Source organism: Prauserella endophytica, from assembly GCF_005146945.1.
GTDB lineage: Bacteria > Actinomycetota > Actinomycetes > Mycobacteriales > Pseudonocardiaceae > Prauserella_A > Prauserella_A endophytica.
Map to the genome: position 1 here is coordinate 16,030 of NZ_SWMS01000033.1, position 18,438 is coordinate 34,467.

Below are 18,438 nucleotides of genomic sequence, written 5' to 3' on the forward strand. Positions count from 1 at the left end.
ACGGGTGAACTTCACTCCGGGTGGCCTGCCCCGAGCACTGACGCCACGAAAGTCGGTCTTGGGACGAGCCCACCACCGGGGTGTATCACGGTGTGGCCTGCCCACGCTGACCAGCGACCGTCGACGAACTGGGGGACCGTGATGATCCACCGCAGCACCCGCCTCGCCTTGGCCGCCCTCGCCGCCGCGAGCGGACTCGGCCTGAGCGTGAGCGCCTGCAGCTCAGATAACGACGCGGCGCCGGCTTCCTCGGCACCTGCCCCGCCGCCCGCCCCCAGCACCACGGCCGCCTCGCCTGCCGACATCGCCAAGGAGAAGGCCACCACCGCCTACCTGGGCATGTGGGAGGACGTCGCCGCCGTGGCGGCCACGTCGGATTGGCAGTCGCCCCGACTTGCCGGCCACGCCACCGGTGACGCGTTGTCCGTGCTGTCACGCCAGATGTACGCCGATCACTACAACGGCCTGATCACCAAGGGAAAGCCCGTCAACACCCCGGTCGTGCAGTCCGTCGAGCCGCAGGACGTACCAAAAACCGTCATGATCCGCGACTGCTCGGACGCCACGAATTGGTTGAAGTACCGCGCGGACAACGGACAACCCGCGGACAACGAGCCCGGCGGCAAGCACCTGATCAACGCCGAGGTGAAACTGGCCGTCGACGGCTCTTGGCGGGTGACCCGGTTCGCTGTGGAAGGAACTGGATCATGTTGACCGCGAGACGACTGGGCACTCTGACCATCGTGACCTCCGCCGCGATGCTCGCGAGCCTCACACCCGCCCTGGCCGGCGACTGGTACGGCGACGTCGACTGCGGCCAGAACTCCTACGCGGGATGCGAGCTCGGCGCGGGTCAACGCGGTGGCGGCAAGCCTGCACCGCGTCCGGGGCCACGCCCCGGCGAGCCGAAATCGCAAGCCGGTAGCCCGGACACCCCAGCCCCTCCGCCCGGCGACCGGATTGTCGGCGGCGACAACAACAAGGCCAATTGCTCATACGTGCGCAGCGACTATCAGCCACCGGCGAACGGAGTGCAGACGGTCAGCTATCAACCCCGCCGCTCGGAGTCCAGTGGTGTGCAGTTCGTGTCGCTGTCCGGTTCGCGACCCGAAGGCATGGTCTTGGCACAACCTCCAGAGCAGGGCGGCGGGTGGTATGTCTACCAATGTTCCGGACAGGGCACGCGCGACGCGCTCTACCGGGCACCGGTGTGGATTCCCGACGATCAGGCACCAGGTGCCGCGCCGCTGCCCTCGCCGGAGGAACTGGCCGAGCAGGCCCGGTCCCAGCTTCGGCTGCCGAACCCGGCGATCGCATCCAGCCCGGCCGGCACACAGCTGGTGCGGCTGCCGACCTGGCTGTGGCTGGACCGCGCGATGTGGAAACCGCAATCGGCGACGGCATCCGTACCAGCGATATCGGTTACCGCGACCGCGACGCCGACCTCGGTGTCCTGGGCGATGGGCGATGGCAGCACCGTGACCTGTACCGGACCCGGAACTCCCTTCCCCGCTCACGGTGATCCGCAGGCGGCGTCGCCCGATTGCGGCCACACCTACCAACGATCATCGGCTGGTGCCCCGGGCGAGCGGTTCCCGGGCACGGCAACGGTGTCGTGGCGGATCACCTGGTCCGGCGGCGGAGCCTCGGGCACCTTCCCCGACATGAGCACCAGCGCCGCGGCGTCCTTCCGGGTCGCCGAAAGCCAAGCCCTCGGCACCGGATAGACCGGAATGCCTTCTTCCAACTGAATCCGTCGTTTCGTTTCTTTCCCTTTCCTGACCGCGTATTCGCGGCGTCATTTCGCGCCGGATGAATACGTGGTGCGGGCGATCTATGCCTGGAGGACTTCTCGTGACCAGCACCGACACCCCCGCACGCGGCCACAACGCGACCGGTGAACCCCGGCCGGTGCCGTGGCTGGACCGTTCCGGTTCTCCCTCGAGGTCGGCTCCGCACCGCGGGCGACGGCGCCGGTTGCCGCACCTGGTGGCGGGCGTGCTGCTGGTCGTGCTGTGCGTCGGGGGCGCGGTGTGGTGGACCACGAGCACCCAGGATCGAGTACCGATGCTGGCGCTGGCGAAGCCAGTCGCGCTCGGACACGTGCTGACGCCGGCGGACCTGCGCAGCATCGACGTCTCCGCCGCACCCGGCGTCGCTTTAATTCCGGCGGATCAGGCGGCCAGCGTGGTGGGGCGGCCGATGGCGACCAGCCTCGGCCCGGGAGCGCTGCTGACCCCGGACGCGGTGGGCGGTGCCGCGATCCCGGCGGCGGGCCGGGCTGTGGTCGCGGTCGGCGTGAAGCCCGGGCAGTTCCCCCCGGAACTCGCCGCCGGAACCCCGGTGACCGTCGTCGTCACCGTCGCCACCGCGACGGGAACCTCGACCACCGCGCAAGGCCAAGGCCCGGGTACGTCCTGGCGGGCCACGGTCGTCGGCGTGGCCCCCGCGGGCACGGACCAGACGACCGTGGTGTCCCTGGACCTCGATACCGGGAGCGCGGCGCAGCTGGCGCAAGTCCCGGCCGGGCAGCTCGCCCTGGTGATGCAACCCGCGGGCGGTGGCCGCTGATGCTCATCGCGTTGTGTTCGGTGAAGGGCTCCCCGGGAGTAACCACCCTGGCCGTGGCCCTGGCCGTGAAGTGGCCGCAGACCGAGAGCACCCGCCGTCTGGTCGCCGAGGTCGACCCGTCCGGGGGCGATCTGGCGATGCGCTTCGGCCTGCCCGCGAGCCCGGGGCTGGTCAGCCTCGCCGCCGCCGCGCGCCGCACCCGCGACCCCGCCGTGGCGTGGGAACACACCCAGACCCTGCCCAGCGGCGCCAGCGTGCTGGTAGCCCCACCCGGCGGCGCGCACGCCCGCGCCGCGCTGTCCACCCTGGCCACTGCCCCGGACGGGCCGCTGCTGCCCGCCGTCGCCCAGGAACCGGGCGTGGTGGTGCTGGCCGATTGCGGGCGAGTCGACCCGGGTTCCCCGGCCGAGGCAATCGCGCGCCGCGCCGACGCCCTTGTCCTGGTGACCGGCACCCAGGGAGACGACCTCGCCCACACCGCGGTGCGCTTGGGCGAGCTGGCCCGCTGGACGCCGCGGCCGGGCCTCCTGCTTGCCGGAGACGGCTACCCGACAGCCGATGTCGAACGTGAGCTTGGCATCCCGGCGATCGGCCGCATCCCGCACGACCCGGCCGCTGCCGCCACCTTGACCGGGCACCGGCCACCACCAGCCCGTCGGCGACGCACCGGCGGCGGCCTCGCCCACCATGCCGCGACCCTCGCCCGCACCCTGGCCGGGCCCACTGCCCCGGCCGCTTCGCGGTCGGCGACCACACCGGCCGGAGTGCCGGGCGTGCCCGCACAGCAGGTGCGCCAGCCCGGCGGCACGGTCAGCACCCCGCCCGGACAGGGACCCCACCCGCCGCGCCTCATGCCCACGCCGCCGCAGGTCAGCGATCCGCATCGCAATGGCCACCAGCCCAGCACCGCAGGGAAGGAGCCACCCGCATGACCCGCACCGACTACCCTCCAGCGCCCCCTGCCGCGCCCGGCGGCCCGGACGACGCCGAGCACAGGCTGCGCGCTCGGCTCCGGCAGGCGCTGACCACGGACCTGCCCGGCCGGGTCGAAGCCGCCGCCCGCACCAACGACGGGCCGTTGCCCCTGGCCCGTCGCCGGGAGGTCGGCCGCGAGGCCCTCGACACCGCGATCGCGACGCACAGCGAGGCCGAACTCCTCGCCGGACGCGCCCTGGTGGACTCCGCAGCCGAACAGCGGGTCGTCGAACAGGTCCTCGACGAGGTGTTCGGGCTCGGCGGGCTGCAACCGCTGCTGGCCGACCCGTCGGTGGAGACGATCGCGGTCAACCGCTACGACCGGGTCTTCGTCCAGTACAACGACGGCCGTCGCGCCCAGGTCGCTCCCGTGGCGGCGTCCAACGAGGAACTCACCGACCTGATCCGCACGCTCGCGGCGCGCGCCTCATCCGAGGAGCGCCGGTTCGACCGCGGCAGTCCCGCGCTGAACCTCCAGCTGCCCGGCGGCGAACGGCTCTTCGCGGTGCTCGGCCTGACCGCGGGCGGGGTGACGGCGTGCACGATCCGCCGGCACGGCTACCTCACCGCCACCCTTGCCCAGCTGCGCCGCCGCGGCACCCTCGACGTCGGGCTGGAACGGTTCCTGCGTGCGCTGGTCCGGGCACGCAAGAACGTGCTGATCACCGGCGGTACCGGGGCTGGGAAAACCACGCTGCTGCGGGGCCTGGCCTCGGAGATGGATCCCCTGGAACGCGTCGTCACCGTGGAGGACGCGTTCGAGCTCGGCCTCGGGCTGGACCCGGAGCTGCACGCCGACGTCACCGCCCTGCAGGCCCGCGAACCCAACGTCGAGGGCGAGGGCGCGATCGACCAGGCCGAACTGGTCCGGTGGGGGCTGCGCATGTCCCCGGACCGTGTGATTGTCGGCGAGATCCGCGGGGCGGAGGTCATTCCGATGTGCAACGCGATGTCGCAGGGCAACGACGGCTCCATGGCCACCCTCCACGCGTCCAGCTCGAAGATCGCGTTCACCCGGCTCGCCTCCTACGCCGCCCAGGGCCCGGAACGGCTGCCGCTGGAAGCCACCGCGCTGCTGGTCGCGAGCGCGGTGCATTTCGTCGTGCACCTCGACCGCGCCGCCGACCGAACGACGCGGGTGATCGCCTCGATCCGTGAGGTCGTCGACGCCGAGGCCGGTTCGGTGATCTCCAACGAGGTCTACCGCCGCGGCCCGGATCGCCGAGCCGTGCCGGTGGCCGGGGCCCTGCGCGCGGACACCCTCGATGACCTCGTCGCGGCCGGGTTCGACCCGGACCTGCTGAGCCGCCCAGAGGGGTGGTGGACACCATGAGCATCGACACCGGCACCGTTCTCGCCGCCGTGTTCGGCCTGGGTGCCGCCGCGGGTGTGCTCCTGATCGTGGCCGCCTGGCGCCGACCTGCGGTGACGGCACCGTCCTCGCGTCCTCGCGCGCTGGTTCGCGCCGCCCGCGGCCAGGCAGGCGACCGACGTGCGCTGCTGCGCCTGACCGTGGCCGTCGGCGCCGGCGTGCTGACCGGTGCCGTCACCGGCTGGGTGGTCGGCGCGGCGCTGGCCGCCGCCGCGGTGTCGTTCCTGCCCCGCTTGGTCGGCCCGGATCGTGCCCATCAGCGGCGGGTCGCGCGGATCGAGGCGATCGCGTCGTGGACGGAGATGCTGCGCGACGTTCTGTCCGCAGCGGCGGGGCTCGAGCAAGCCATCCTCGCCACCGCCCCGCTCGCGCCCGTGGCGATCCGCGGCGAGGTCGCCACCCTCGCGGCGAGGCTGGAAAGCGGGCAGCGCCTGGCGCCGGCGCTGCGAGCGCTGGCGCGCGAGCTGGACGATCCGACCGCGGACCTCGTCCTCGCCGCTCTCGTGCTCGCTGCCGAGCACCAGGCCCGCCAGCTTGGCGACCTGCTCGGCTCCCTGGCCACCACCGCCCGCGGGCAAGCCGCGATGCGGATGCGGGTGGAAACCGGGCGGGCCCGGACCCGGACCTCGGTGCGGGTCATCGTCGCCACCACACTCGCGTTCGCCGCCGCGGTCGTCGTGTTCAACCGTGCCTACCTCGACGTCTACAACACCGCCACCGGCCAGATCGTCCTGCTGCTCATCGGGGGCCTGTTCGCCGCCGGGTTCGCCTGGCTGGCCCGGATCGCCACCAGCGGAAGGCAAACCCGGGTGCTGGCCCTTGACGCCCCGGCCGCGACCGGCGCGCGAGACGGCGACACCGCCACGGTCAGCGGAGGTGAGCACTCATGATCCCCGCTCTCGTGTTCGGCGCCGGTGCCGGTGCCGGGTTGTGGCTGCTGCTGACCTGGGCCCTGCCGCCGACCCCGGCGCTGGGCGACCGCCTCGCCCAGGTCCGCTCGCGACCACCGGTCACGCCGATCACCCTCGCGGAGGACGCCGCTTGGGTGCGCAGCTGGGGCCGGGTGTTCGTGCCGGGCCTGCGCAGGCTCGGGCTGCCCGGCACGAAGCTCGAGGCCGATCTGCGCGTCACCGGCCGCGGAGTCGATACCCACCTGGCGTCCAAAGCGCTGCTCGCGGTAGCCGGGCTAGTGGCGCCGTGGCTGCTGCAAGCACTGCTGGCCCTGGGCGGGCTCTCGCTCGGTATGGAGGTGTCGCTGCTAGCCGGGCTCGTGCTCGCCGCACTCGGCTTCGTAACCCCGGACCTCGACGTCCGCGCCAAAGCCGCCCGGCTGCGGCGAGAATTCCGCGACGCACTCTCCGCCTTTCTGGACCTGGTGTGGATCACCCTCGCCGGAGGCGCCGGGGTCGAGGCCGCCCTCGGCGACGCCGCGGCCGTCGGAGCGGGCCCGGCCTTCGACAAGATCCGCCGCGCCCTGCACGCCGCGCAGCTGACCCGCACCACACCCTGGAACACCCTGCGTCAGCTCGGCGAGGAACTCGACATCACCGAACTGTCCGAACTTTCGGCGTCGATTTCCCTGGCCGGTACCGAAGGCGCCCGTGTGCGCGCCTCGCTGGCAGCGAAAGCCCAGGCTCTGCGGACCCATCAGGTCACCGACGCCGAGTCCGACGCCCAGGCCGCCACTGAACGCATGGCGTTGCCGGTCACGTTGCTGTTCCTCGGCTTCCTGGGATTCATCGCCTACCCCGCGGTGATTCAGGTCCTCAATGGACTTTAGTCCGCTCATCGTCGCTGCTCGCTACCGAGAAAGGCATTGCACCACAAGGGAAAGAAGGCATCACCATGTTGCACTACGTCCGTACGCTCTGGGAGCTGACGCGTACACGAATCACTCTGTTGCGCGCGGACCCGGAGCGCGGGGAGATCACCACCACCGTCATCGTCACCGCCCTGATGGCCATCGCCGCGATCGCCATCATCGCGATCATCGTGGCGAAACTGACCCAGAAGGCGAACTCGATCAACCTCGGGTTCGGCGGCTGACGATGCTGACCGGAGCCGTCCGCAACAACAGCACCCGCGCCCGCGCGGTGGCCGGGCGAGTCCGGCGCGCGCTGCGCGGCGACCGGGGCGAGGTCACCGTCGAGCTGGTCATCGCGACCCCGCTGTTGCTGCTGGCGTTGCTGGCGATCATTCAGTTCGCGCTGTGGTCACACGCCACCCACGTCGCGCAGGCCGCAGCCTCGCAGGCTCTGGCCGCGGCCCGGACCCAGGACGGCACCACCAGTTCCGGGCACGCCGCCGGGCAGCGCCTGCTCGACGACCTCGCCGCCGGCCCCCTACGCGAGCCCCAGCTCGCGGTCTCCCGCGGTGCGGCCTCGGTGTCGGTGAGTATCCGTGGCGAGGCCGCCGCGGTTTTGCCCGGTGTGCACCTGCACGTGCACGCCGAAGCCTCCGGCGAGATCGAGCGTTTCGTGCCCGACACCGCGCCCTAATTCCCGTGCCGCAGCAGCGATTCCGGCGACTGGTCGAAAGGAAACCTTGATGACGCACTCTAATCCGCCTGACACGGCGATGCCCGTGCGTGCGGCGACGTTCCCGGACGGGCCGGATTCGATGCTGCTCAACCCTGACATCGAGGAGTCTCAGTGGCGTGGCGAGCGTGTCCGCGCGGGACTGCGTCCGCGGATTGTCCTCACCGGACTGGCCGGGGCCGCCCTGGCGGCGCTCGCGGCGGCGTCCGGCGGCGGGTTCGCCGCGGTGTTCGCGCTGAGTGCCGGAATTCTCGCGGTGTGCGCGAGCGTGGTCGCCGGCTGGTACAGCGCCGCTCGCATGCTCACCGACCACCGCCACGCTCCGGGCAGGTTCTGCCGGCTGGATCGCGTGCGGGGCGAGTTCTTCTTCCGCAGCCGCGATTTCGCCGACCTCGGCACCGCCAGCTACGCGGTGCGGACCCTGATCGCCGGGGTTGACGAGCTGCACCGCAGTCCGGCCCGGGCGTGGATCGACCCGGGCGTGCCGCGTGAGGTGCATCGGGTGGTGTGGCAGGCGGTGTGCTGCCTGGACCGCACCCGCGCCGCCCGCGGCCTGGCCGGCGAACTCGCCACCGATCCCGACTCCACGGTCGGCGAGCTGGCCGCCGCGGCACGCGAGGCGGTCACCGTGATCGACGACGCCCTGGACGAGATCGTGCGGCACGTGCACGGCTGCCTCGTGCTGACCCGGGCATGGGAGGCGAAACTGCGGCACGACGAACTCGCGACCCGCACCGACCACGTCCTCGCCACCGTGCCCGGCCGCGCCGAACTCCTGCGGCTAACCGAGGCCGCGGAAGCGTTGCCGCAGACCGTGTTCGCCTACATCACCGCCGCCCGCGACATCACCGGCGCGGGAGCGTTCCCGTGGGAACAGCCGGCCTCGTCGTGGTCTCGGCTTCTCTGCATCCTGCCCCGCGGGCTCCGCCGCGGCACCGCATCCGGGAGGGCGCTGGCACGGCGAGTCCGGTCAGGAGAGGGGCTGTCGTGACCAGGCGCGCGCCGGAGGCGACCCGGGTCTGGTTGCGGCGGTGGTGGGCCGCCGAGCGCGGCTCGGTGACCGCCGAGGCCGTGCTGGTGACACCGCTGCTGGTGATGCTGCTGGTCTTCCTGGCCGTGGTGGTGCATCGCGGCGTCGACGCCCGTCTGCGGCTCGACGACGCCGCGCACCAGGCCGCCCGCGCCGCCACCCTGCAACGCAGCGCCACGGCCGCTACCGCCGCGGCCCGCGACACCGCCAGCGCGGCCCTGGCCCAGGCTGGGCTGGTCTGCCAGGGCGTCACCACCACGATGTCCGGCTCGCTCGTTCCCGCCGGGGTGGTGACCGTGCAGGTGCGCTGCACCGTCGACTTCGGCCAAGCGCTGCTGCTCGGCGTCCCCGGCGGGAAAACCCTGGAATCGACCGCCAGCGAGGTCGTCGACACCTACCGGTCCTGGCACCAGCCGGAGGCTGGCTGATGGTCAATTCAGCGCGTGAGCACGTCCCCGGCCATGCACGCACGGAGCTGGCTTCCGGTCAACGTCCGACGCTCGAGCAACTCGGCGGCGACACGGCCGATCTCGGGCCAGTACCGGTCGATCAGATCCTGCGCGATGCCCGCCCACAGGTCGGGTCGCCGGGCGGCGAGGCCGTAGGCGCGGCGGGCCTGCGCGATCACGGCCATGTCGTCGTGACCGCCATGCAGATAGGCGTCGAGGCGGACGTCGTCGACGGGCACGTCCTCGCGGAGTCGTTCGGCTGCTCTGGTCGTGTCGAGGACGTAGCGGGCCTGGGCGAGCGGTCCGGCGTGGGCGACAACCGCCAGTGCGGACAGATCGACCCGGCGGGGCCGGACCGCGGTGAATCCCGCGCGTCCGGCGGTGCGGGGGCGCAGCGTGACGTAGCGCAGCGACCGGCCCTGCAGCAGGTAGACGACCGCGTGCCCGGCCTCGTGCCAGGCGGTCATCGAGTCCTCCGCCGATCGCGATTGCTGCGTTTCAGACCCGGTCACGCGACCCATTCTGGTCATTCCGTCCGGTCGTCGCGCACCGGCGTTGCCCGGTGGTGGCGGGCCGAGGACGGCCGGGTGACCGCATTCGTGCTCACCATCCTGATCGGCCTGCTCGCCCTGACCGGCCTCAGCCTGGACGGCGGCCTCGCCCTGGCGAGCAAGGTCCGCGCGGGCGGCCAGGCCGAATCCGCCGCCCGCGCTGGCGCCCAAGCCCTCGACCTCGCCGCCTATCGCGCCAATGGTGCTGTTCGGCTCGATCCTGCGCGGGCACGCGAGTTGGCGCAGCGCTACCTCGCCAGCGTGGGCGCCACCGGCACGGTCGAGGTCGCCGGGGACACGGTGACCGTCGAGGTCACCGCCCCGTACCGAACCCAGCTGCTGTCGCTCGTCGGCATCGACGACATCCGCACCCATGGGCGCGGCGCCGCCCACCCGCAGCGCGGGGTCACCGGCATCGAGCCCTGACCACGCGCGCTGCACCGTTTCACGGAAGGAGAACACCGGCATGGTCACCACGGAAGAAGAGATCGCCCGCCGACTTCAGGAACGAGACTCCGCACGCAGCGCGCGCCGCGCCCAGGCGGCCACCACCGTGGGCGAGCTGGCCCGCCGGCACACCGAGCTGGCTGGGCAGCTCGTCGACCTTGAACGCGAGCTCGGCGAGGTCCTGACCGCGGCCGGCGATGTCATCGACGTGTCCGAGCTGGCCCAGGTCACCGACGTCCCCGTCGCCGACCTCACCCGCTGGCGAGACCAGGCTGCCAAACCCGCTCGCGGCGGCAAGCGCAAACGCCCGAGCGCGAAGAAAAACAACGCCCCCGGCAAGGGCACCCCAGCGGCCACCGAGCCGCGTGCCGGACGCCCCGCAGCACCGGTCACGCCCGAACCTGAGCCGGTCGATACCAGCGGGGTAGCCGTCGGCGCGGCGAGCAGCTGATGATCGGCCGCACGCCGATCGCGCGCACCGCGCGGCTGCTGAGCCGAGCGCTGCGTGGACTGCTCGCGGCCCTCCTGCTCGCCGCGCTCATCGCCGGTCTTCCCGCGGGGCTGATCCTCGGAGTGGGCTGGCCGTTGCCGGACCACCTGCCAAGCCAGGACGAGATCGGCTCCGTGCTGATGGCGCCGATGTCGAGCAGCTTCCTGCTCGACACGCTCGCCTGCCTGGCGTGGCTGCTGTGGCTGGTCTTCGTCATCGACGTCGCCGCCTGCGCGGCCGAGGTCGCCCGAGGCGCCCGGTGGCCGCAACTGCGACGGCATACCGGCCCCGTGCGGCGCGTCGCGGCCGTGCTCGTCGGCGCCCTGCTGATCGCGGGACTGGGCCGCACCGCCACCGCCGCACCAGCTGCACCCGCCGACACCGCCCGGCCCGTCGGCCACGCCCCCGTGGTCGCGACCGCCCCCGCCGCGACCACACCGGTCACCAACGAGCCGCCGTCCCCGCTCCCTGCCGAGCCCGGAACCGAGCGGGTCCGGCCACCGGAAGGCGGGGTGCACGACTCGCTGTGGCGGGTCGCGCAGCGCTGCCTCGGCGACGGGGACCGCTGGCCGGAGATCTGGGCGCTCAACCAGGGCAGCAGCCAGCCTGGCGGGCGTGTGCTGACCAACCCGAACCTGATCCACCCCGGCGACACCCTCCGCCTCCCCAACACCAGCCCACCACCTGTGCCGCCCGCTCCACCACAACCGCCGGATCCCGAGTCCACGCACCCGGCGCCCGCCACCGAACCAGCACCTGCGGCGCCGAGCACGACCACACCACCACCGCCCTCGGGCCCCGCCCCATCCGCCGCGCACCCCACCCCCGACACGGCAGCGGATCAACCCGCCGGGGGCGCGGTGACCTGGGGCAATGGCGAGGTGTTCGTCGGCGTGGGCCTGGCCGCCGCGGTCAGTGCACTGCTGCTGCTCGCGCGGCGGCGACGGCAGGCGCGCTACCGGCCCGGCAGCGGCCGGCGTGACGACGACTTGCCGGTCGCGCCCGTCGTCTACCAGTTGCGCCTGGCCCACCTGCGCACCCAGCACCACGACGAAGACCTCGAGCTGGACACCGAGACCCACGACCCCGCCGCGCACGAGCACCGTCGTCGTGAACCCGCCGGGGCCGCCCCGGCACCGCGATCGAGCACCGGCGCGAATGAGCACGCCGAGGCCGGGAACGAGGGCCAGGTGCGGGTGCTCACCCCCCGCATCCGCCGAGTCATCACCGCCGCCACGCCCACCGACGCCGGACCCGCGGCACCGCCGTCCCTGGTCGACATCGCGCTCGCTGCGCCAGCCCCCGACCGCGAGACCGCCACGGCCGCCGCGGGCGACGGCAGCCAGATCGCCCTCGACCTAGCCCGCGTGCACGGCCTCGGCCTGGTCGGCCCCGGCAGCTACGCCGCGGCCCGGGCCCTGCTGCTCACCATCCTCACCACCACGCCCGCAGACACGTCGGTGCCGACGGTGTTCGTACCCGCCGCTGACCTGGTTCGTCTGCTCGGCGTGCCGGTGCCGACCACCAGCGTGCCGGACACGGTCACCGTCGTGGCCGATCTGGACAGCGCCCTGGCCGATCTCGCCGCCCCAGCGGCCCGGCCCGCCGTCCTGATCACGACCCCGCCCCGCGAACCGGACCGCCAGGCGCGGCTGCAGCACCTGCTCGACAACAACGCCCAGTACGGGCTCGCCGCGCTGCTGCTGGGCCAATGGCGTCCCGGAGTGACCGCGTACGTCACCGCCGGCGGGGTCATCTCCGCAACCGATCCCGGCCTCGGCGAACCGCTGCGCGGCACGCGTGCCTTCACACTGCCCGAGACCGCGACCCGCGACCTACTGGACCTCCTGCGCACCGCGCAGCCTGACGACGGCGCCGAGAACGTGAACGGAGAAGACGACCGTCACCACATCGCCCCCACGCCTCGGCAGAGGACGGCGCCACCACAAGCGGCAGCATCGCCCCCGCACGAGAACCCCGGAGGAGGCCCGGACCACCTGGAAATCACCGCCGGGCCACCCGCACCGGAACCGGCCCCGTCCGAGGACGGTGATCCCCCAGGCCCAGCGTGTCCGCTGCCGACGACAGAATCGGGGACGCCCGCCCCGCTGGTGCTGACGGTGTTCGGCGCCCCTGCTCTGCACTGGCGACCTGATACCGCACGACCCGGGACCGAGCCGCAGGACCTGTCCGGCGAGCTGAGCAGCCGACCGGTCGAGCTGCTGGTCTTTCTCGCCGTGCATCCCGGCGGGGTGTCGCGGGACGGGATCGTCGATGCCCTGTGGCCCGACGAACCGCCCCGCAACCCCGCCAGCGTGCTGCGCACCATCCTGTCCCGCATCCGCCGCAGCCTCGACACCGCCACCCGCGGCGCCATCAGCGACCCGGTTCTGGCCGAGCACGGCCAGTACCGGCTCGATCCGGCCGTGGTGGAGGTGGACTACTGGGGCTTCGCCGACGCGGTGACCCGGCGCCGCACCGCGACCACGCCCGAGCGGCGCGCCGACGCCTACGAGGCGATCGTGGCGCGCTACGGCGGACCGCTGGCCGACGGCCTGGACGCCGAGTGGCTCGTCGCAGCCCGGGAAGCGACCCGCCGCGACGCCCTCGACGCCGTAGCTGCGCTCGCTCGCGCCCGGGTCGAAGCCGATCCGGACTACACCCTCGATCTGCTGGAGACCGCGCGGGCGTTCGACCCGCACAACGAACTGCTCTACCGCGACATCATGCGCCTGCAGCACACCCTCGGCCGGCACGACGCCATTTCCCGCACCCTCACCCTCTTGCGGACCCGCCTGGGCGAAGTCGACGCCAAGCCCACCGCGGACACCGTCGACCTCGCCCAGCGATTGCGCGCCCGCGGCACCGGGATACCGGTCGACGAGTTCTCCCGACCCACGGCGCCATGAATGAGCGCACCGAACGTTCTCGACAACACCTCGCCCGAACAGAAATCGAGGTGCGACTCGCGTGCGATCGAGGCAATTGCGCGGAACAGCGAAATACCTCGATTTCGCGCCACGGCACCGGTCGCGCCGATGCTAACGTCGATCGCGGCAGCACAAACACCGAGGCCAAAGAAAAAGAATCCCGTGGACGCGACTTTGTATTCCACGACAACGCCCGCACTGTCACTCGTCAAGCGTTGTGCGCGGCTGTCGCCTACCGCGAATACGGCCCAGCGCCACCTGCGCAACCACGATGCCCCGTGTGACGCCAGCGCCTCGGGCGCCGAGCCCCACGTCCTCACCCGGATACCCACTGCCACACTCGCAGACCGAAGTGGTGCGGAGAGTGATCGCCAACCGTGGGGCCACCGACCCGGCCTATCAGCCTCGTCCTCCGGTATCCGACTAAGGCGGATCCCCCCGTGTCAGGCGTTCTCGCAGCTCACACCCCCTACAGGGGGATCCACCGGTGTCCCAGACTCGCTTGACACCAAGCAGGTAAGCACATCAGGCCCGGCGGCGGTGTCACGCGCCCCCGTCATCGTTTCCCCTGTGCTCACCACTGCACTTCGCTCACCTCATCCACTTCTCACTTCCCATTTTCATTTCTTAAAAAGAACTGCTTTTGCCCGCGGCCTTATTCATGGCCGACGCACTCATTTCAAACTGGCTGGAAATGACCTGACCTGCGCAAACATTGCCGAGAAATGCGTGCCGTTCACGTCGAAAGATGGCCAAAATTCCCCGAAATTGACCCCGGAAAACTATTGCGTGGCGCCCGGGATCGAGTTACGTTTGTTGTGTCACCGGGAAAGCCGGAAACCACAACAAACCACCGCCCCGGACGCGAACCATTACCCGGGAAGTCGGAAAAATCAGAAACCCACGAATGGGGACCGCTATGTGCATTATCGAATGCGATGACGTGAACGTGAACGATGACGGCACCGTTTCCATTTGGTGTTACTGCGGGTGGGGTGAAACGCACCCCACGGCGGACGCCGCCGACGCCGCCGGACGCGCCCACATCGAAGCATTCGACGAAAGCGAACGGCTTTACGACGAAAACCCCGCCGCATGGGCCGAACGCTACGCGTAACCGTCCCACGCCGCCAACCACCGAACCACCACCACGGAAGGAACCCACGCCATGCCCAACAACACCAACGACCCGCGAACCGTGTACGTGGTCGACCCCACCGCCGACCCCGGGCTACTGCCGGAAATCGTGGTGCGGCAGTTCGTGGAAAAAGGGTGCACCGTCACGGGGTTGGTAATCGACCCCGCCGACGCGCAACAAATGTTGTACGGCACGGTAACCCGCCCGGACGGCACGTTCGCCGGAAGCTACTACCCCGCCGACCCTGTGCGCGGTGAACGCTGGCGAGTCGTGACCCCCGACGGGAAGCACTACCACGCCCCGAGCGAATACAACGCGGTCGACGCCCTGCTCAACGGAATCGGCGCCTAAACCCACGCAACCACCGCGCCCGCCGACCCACCACACGAAAGGACCCGACACCATGACCACGCCAGCCACGACTCCGGCCACGGGCAGCGCGCCCGCCGCCCCGGGCGCGGCAACCCGACTGCGCAACGGCGAACTTCGCCGCATGGTGGCCGAACAACTCGCCCACGACCCCGCCGCCGCACTCACCCCCGGCGCCATCGCGACCAAACTCGGCGGGAAGTCTTCCGGCGCGGTCGGGAACGCGCTGGCGACGCTGGAATCGCGCGGGGAAGCCGAAAAGGTCGGAACCAACCCGGTCACCTACCGCGCGACCGACAAAACCGCCGACGCCGCGAAAACCGCTACGGTCACCCCGCGCACCACCAGCCCCGCCCCCGCACCGTCGGCACCCGCGACGCCACCCGCCCCGCCCGCGCTGGTGACCGGACCGGTACGCCGCCCGAACGGGCAGATGTACCACCCGCGCAAGCTGTCCGGGCTGTCCGATGTGACCGCGCTACGGCGGCTGCGGGAGGCGAACGTGTCCGCGCTCATGTACGGCCCGCCCGGTACCGGGAAGACGTCGGTGGTGGAGGCCGCGTTCGATGATCTCATCACGATCCAGGGCGACAGCGACACCGTGACCGATGACTTCGTAGGGTCCTACACCCAAACCCCGGACGGACGCTACGAGTTTGCCTACGGCCCGCTGGTGACCGCGATGCGTGAGGGGCGCGCGTTGTTCATCGATGACGCCACGCTCATACCGCCGACCGTGCTCGCGGTGGTGTACCCCGCGATGGACGGACGCCGCCAAATTCTGATCAAGACCCACAAAAACGAGGTGGTGGACGCCGCGCCCGGGTTCTACGTCGTGGCCGGACACAACCCCGGGGTTCACGGCGCGGTGTTGACCGACGCGCTCTCGTCGCGGTTTTCCGCGCAGATTCACGTGTCCACCGACTACGACCTCGCCACCCAGCTCAAGATCGAACCGAAAGCGGTGCGTGTAGCGCGGAATTTGGCCCAACGGCAGGAAAAGGGCGAGATCGGATGGGCGCCGCAACTGCGGGAACTGATCGCGTTCAACCGGATCGCCGACGTGCTCGGCACCACCGCCGCCGCCGGAAACCTGGTCGGCATCGCACCCGAAGAGGACCGGGCCGTGGTCGCCGAGGCGGTGCGCAACGTGTTCGGCGCGAACGTCGCCCCGCTGTCCCTCGGGCCGCAGTTCTAGCCACGCGACCCCCGCGACTGTCCGGAAAGGACGCACATCATGACCACCCACGTAGCCGCACCCGCCGCCGCGCCCACCGCCATGTTTCCCGCCGCCCCCGGGTGGCTGACCCTGTCCGCCGCGTTCGGCGACGAGGTGCCCGCGATCGCCGACCGTGACGACCTCGTGGTGACCGTCGCCCCCGGGGCGGGACACGGCGCCCCCGCCTGTTTCTTCCCCGACTTCGCCACCATCGAAGTCGACGGGTCCCACATGGACAAAGGGGTCGACCCCGCCACCGTCGAACCACACCGGGTCGGGGACCGCAAACGCTACCGCACCGCATGGGGACTGCTGACCCACGAATGCGGACACGCCAAGCATTCCGTGTGGCGCGCCCCGGACGACGCGCCCCCGGGCGCGGTCGCGGCGGCGGACTTGCTGGAAGAAACCCGCATGGAAGCCGCGCAAGTGCGCCGCCGCCCGGGCGACCGGTACTGGCTGCGTGCCAGCGCCACCAACCTCATCCTCGCCGACACCCAGGCGAACGACCCCGCCGCCGCACCACAAATGACCCCGCACGACGCCGCCCGCAGTGCCGCACTGTTGCTGGCGCGCGTGGACGGGGGCATCCTCAACCGCCGCGAAGTCGCCCGGGTCGAGCGCGTGGTGCGCGACGTTCTCGGCACCGACACCCTCGCGAAACTCCGCAGAATCTGGCGCGCCGCACACCGCACCGCCGACGACAACGCCACCCGCATGATCGAACTCGGGCGCCAATGGTGCGAAGCCATCGGCACCGACCCGAACGAGCCACCCGACACCCCCGACCCCAACGCCACCAACAACGCGAACGGGACCGGGAACGGGACACCCTCGCCGTTGGCGAACGCGATCACCAGCGCCGCCGCCGCGATCGGTAGCGCGGTCGCCACCGAACCCGCGCCCACCGACCCCATCACCCAGGCCATGGACGCGCGTGCCGCCGACGACAAGGCGCGCCAGCAGGCACAGAAGACCGCGAAGGAGGTCTTCGGCGGTGCGGGTACCGGGTACGACCCGACCGCCCGCCACATCCGGGGCACCCGTGCGCCGAGTGCGACCGAACAAACCGCCGCGCGGCACCTCGCCCGCGCGTTGACCACCGCCGGACACCGGGACCGCACCGCCACCAAAACCCGCTCGACCGTGCCCCCGGGACGATTGCGGATGCGCGGCGCGATGACCGCCGACGCCCAACGCGCGGCGGGCGCGATCCCCACCGCCGAACCGTTCACCCGCACCACCCGAAGCACCGTGCCCGCCCCGCCCTTGCGGCTCGGGATCATCTGCGACGTCACCGACTCCATGAGCGCCTTCACCGCCCCCGTGGCCTCGGCGGCATGGATCCTCGCCCACGCCGCCCGCCACACCGCCGTACCCGCCACTACCGCCACCGTGGTCTTCGGCGCGGGCACAGTCACGCCAATTACCCGCCCCGACGCCATACCCGCCAAGGTGACCGAATTCGGCACCCGCCTCGGCGGGCACGTCATCGACACCGCGATCGGCGCCCTCGACGGTGCCCTCGACCTGTCCCGCCCGAGCGCCGCGCGGCTGCTGGTGATCATCTCCGACGGCAACTTCGAGGACGAAACCCGGAAACCGGGCCAGAAGATGCTCGACCGGTTGCGGGACAGCGGTTGCGCGGTGTTGTGGCTGGCGCCCGACAAGTTGGGCACCGACCCGATGAACGGCGCCACCGTGCACACCCTCACCGACCCCACCACCACCGCCCGCGCCATCGGGCAGGCCGCCACCGCCGCCCTGCGCGCTACCCGCTGAAACCCAACGGCCCAGGGGGCGGGCACCCCGCCCCCCGGGCGAACAGGAGGAACCGTTCGCCATGACCACGACACCCGCCGCCCCGCCCGCCTCATTGACCAACCGCGCGATCGCCACCGCCCGCCGCTACCGCGACACCGCCCCGCGCGAATTCGCCGACCGTCACGCCTTCTGGCTGCAATGGGACCGCCGCGCGATCACCGCCGCCCACATCGCCGCTGCCCTCGACATCGGCACCGACACGGTGATCGTGCGCGACGACCCCGACCGCCACCACGGCATCGGGACCAACACCACCCCGGGCGACCTCATCGAGGTGACCAGCGAGGGCCACTGCTGGTACTTCATTCCGGACCTGACCGGGTTCGACCCGCTATGGGGCTGGCTACTGCTGGGCTCATGCCCGCGCTGCGAGGCAACCGGTGTTCCGGTCGCGCGAATCTCCAGCCTCGCCGACCTCGGCGCGTACCTCGACCCCGAGACCGAGCACCACGGCACCGACGCCGCCCCCGTGGAATTCCACGGCGACCCCGGCCACCACCCGCACTGCCCCCACGCGACGGACAACTAGGCCCTTC

General features: G+C 71.7%; 20 protein-coding genes. 19 read left to right on the forward strand and 1 reads right to left on the reverse strand.

Translation table 11 applies throughout. The features are described 5' to 3' along the window. Positions 1–141 precede the first annotated feature (141 nt). The 11 genes from FCN18_RS34410 (at position 142) to FCN18_RS34460 (ending at position 8,913) form a co-directional block, all read left to right on the forward strand. The gene (locus FCN18_RS34410) at positions 142–714 is read left to right on the forward strand and encodes a hypothetical protein (RefSeq protein ID WP_170200639.1); all 573 of its coding nucleotides are present in this window, start codon (positions 142–144) and stop codon (positions 712–714) included. Further along, positions 708–1,727 (forward strand): hypothetical protein, encoded by a 1,020-nt coding sequence (locus tag FCN18_RS34415; RefSeq protein ID WP_228714267.1) that lies wholly within the window; start codon positions 708–710, stop codon positions 1,725–1,727. Before FCN18_RS34410 ends, FCN18_RS34415 begins: the two co-directional genes overlap by 7 nt. A gap of 127 nt (positions 1,728–1,854) precedes the next feature. After that, the gene (locus FCN18_RS34420; RefSeq protein ID WP_228714268.1) at positions 1,855–2,571 is read left to right on the forward strand and encodes an SAF domain-containing protein; all 717 of its coding nucleotides are present in this window, start codon (positions 1,855–1,857) and stop codon (positions 2,569–2,571) included. Further along, positions 2,571–3,503, forward strand: a complete 933-nt coding sequence (locus FCN18_RS34425) for a carbon monoxide dehydrogenase maturation protein (protein ID WP_137097132.1) — start codon at positions 2,571–2,573, stop codon at positions 3,501–3,503. Before FCN18_RS34420 ends, FCN18_RS34425 begins: the two co-directional genes overlap by 1 nt. Beyond that, complete coding sequence (locus tag FCN18_RS34430; protein WP_137097133.1) at positions 3,500–4,879, forward strand: CpaF family protein; 1,380 nt, start codon at positions 3,500–3,502, stop codon at positions 4,877–4,879. Before FCN18_RS34425 ends, FCN18_RS34430 begins: the two co-directional genes overlap by 4 nt. Further along, positions 4,876–5,808, forward strand: coding sequence for a type II secretion system F family protein (locus FCN18_RS34435; protein WP_137097134.1), 933 nt, complete (start codon positions 4,876–4,878; stop codon positions 5,806–5,808). Before FCN18_RS34430 ends, FCN18_RS34435 begins: the two co-directional genes overlap by 4 nt. Then, the gene (locus tag FCN18_RS34440) at positions 5,805–6,698 is read left to right on the forward strand and encodes a type II secretion system F family protein (RefSeq protein WP_137097135.1); all 894 of its coding nucleotides are present in this window, start codon (positions 5,805–5,807) and stop codon (positions 6,696–6,698) included. Before FCN18_RS34435 ends, FCN18_RS34440 begins: the two co-directional genes overlap by 4 nt. Positions 6,699–6,763: 65 nt before the next feature. Continuing rightward, positions 6,764–6,964 (forward strand): hypothetical protein, encoded by a 201-nt coding sequence (locus FCN18_RS34445; protein WP_137097136.1) that lies wholly within the window; start codon positions 6,764–6,766, stop codon positions 6,962–6,964. A 2-nt stretch (positions 6,965–6,966) separates the two neighbouring features. Then, positions 6,967–7,416, forward strand: coding sequence for a TadE/TadG family type IV pilus assembly protein (locus FCN18_RS34450; RefSeq protein WP_137097137.1), 450 nt, complete (start codon positions 6,967–6,969; stop codon positions 7,414–7,416). A gap of 49 nt (positions 7,417–7,465) precedes the next feature. After that, a complete protein-coding gene (locus FCN18_RS34455) occupies positions 7,466–8,446 on the forward strand; it encodes a hypothetical protein (protein WP_137097138.1) in 981 nt (326 codons plus the stop codon). Then, positions 8,443–8,913, forward strand: coding sequence for a TadE/TadG family type IV pilus assembly protein (locus FCN18_RS34460; RefSeq protein ID WP_137097139.1), 471 nt, complete (start codon positions 8,443–8,445; stop codon positions 8,911–8,913). Before FCN18_RS34455 ends, FCN18_RS34460 begins: the two co-directional genes overlap by 4 nt. A gap of 8 nt (positions 8,914–8,921) precedes the next feature. On the opposite strand, the gene FCN18_RS34465 is transcribed toward FCN18_RS34460, so the two are convergent. Next, on the reverse strand, positions 8,922–9,401 hold the full coding sequence (locus tag FCN18_RS34465; protein WP_158303230.1) for a hypothetical protein: 480 nt from the start codon (positions 9,399–9,401) through the stop codon (positions 8,922–8,924). 120 nt (positions 9,402–9,521) lie between these two features. On the opposite strand from FCN18_RS34465, the gene FCN18_RS34470 reads away from it, so the two are divergent. The 8 genes from FCN18_RS34470 (at position 9,522) to FCN18_RS34505 (ending at position 18,431) form a co-directional block, all read left to right on the forward strand. Continuing rightward, a complete protein-coding gene (locus FCN18_RS34470; protein ID WP_137097141.1) occupies positions 9,522–9,911 on the forward strand; it encodes a hypothetical protein in 390 nt (129 codons plus the stop codon). Positions 9,912–9,951: 40 nt separating this feature from the next. After that, positions 9,952–10,383, forward strand: a complete 432-nt coding sequence (locus FCN18_RS34475; protein ID WP_137097142.1) for a hypothetical protein — start codon at positions 9,952–9,954, stop codon at positions 10,381–10,383. Continuing rightward, complete coding sequence (locus FCN18_RS34480) at positions 10,383–13,331, forward strand: BTAD domain-containing putative transcriptional regulator (RefSeq protein WP_137097143.1); 2,949 nt, start codon at positions 10,383–10,385, stop codon at positions 13,329–13,331. Before FCN18_RS34475 ends, FCN18_RS34480 begins: the two co-directional genes overlap by 1 nt. Before the next feature lie 964 nt (positions 13,332–14,295). Beyond that, on the forward strand, positions 14,296–14,469 hold the full coding sequence (locus FCN18_RS34485) for a hypothetical protein (RefSeq protein WP_170200638.1): 174 nt from the start codon (positions 14,296–14,298) through the stop codon (positions 14,467–14,469). Positions 14,470–14,520: 51 nt separating this feature from the next. After that, a complete protein-coding gene (locus FCN18_RS34490; protein ID WP_137097145.1) occupies positions 14,521–14,841 on the forward strand; it encodes a hypothetical protein in 321 nt (106 codons plus the stop codon). A 52-nt stretch (positions 14,842–14,893) separates the two neighbouring features. Continuing rightward, positions 14,894–16,057 (forward strand): AAA family ATPase, encoded by a 1,164-nt coding sequence (locus tag FCN18_RS34495; protein ID WP_137097146.1) that lies wholly within the window; start codon positions 14,894–14,896, stop codon positions 16,055–16,057. Between the two features lie 39 nt (positions 16,058–16,096). Next, positions 16,097–17,860: a VWA domain-containing protein gene (locus tag FCN18_RS34500; RefSeq protein WP_137097147.1), complete on the forward strand. Its 1,764-nt coding sequence runs from the start codon at positions 16,097–16,099 to the stop codon at positions 17,858–17,860. A gap of 61 nt (positions 17,861–17,921) precedes the next feature. Next, on the forward strand, positions 17,922–18,431 hold the full coding sequence (locus FCN18_RS34505; RefSeq protein WP_137097148.1) for a hypothetical protein: 510 nt from the start codon (positions 17,922–17,924) through the stop codon (positions 18,429–18,431). Positions 18,432–18,438: the final 7 nt, after the last annotated feature.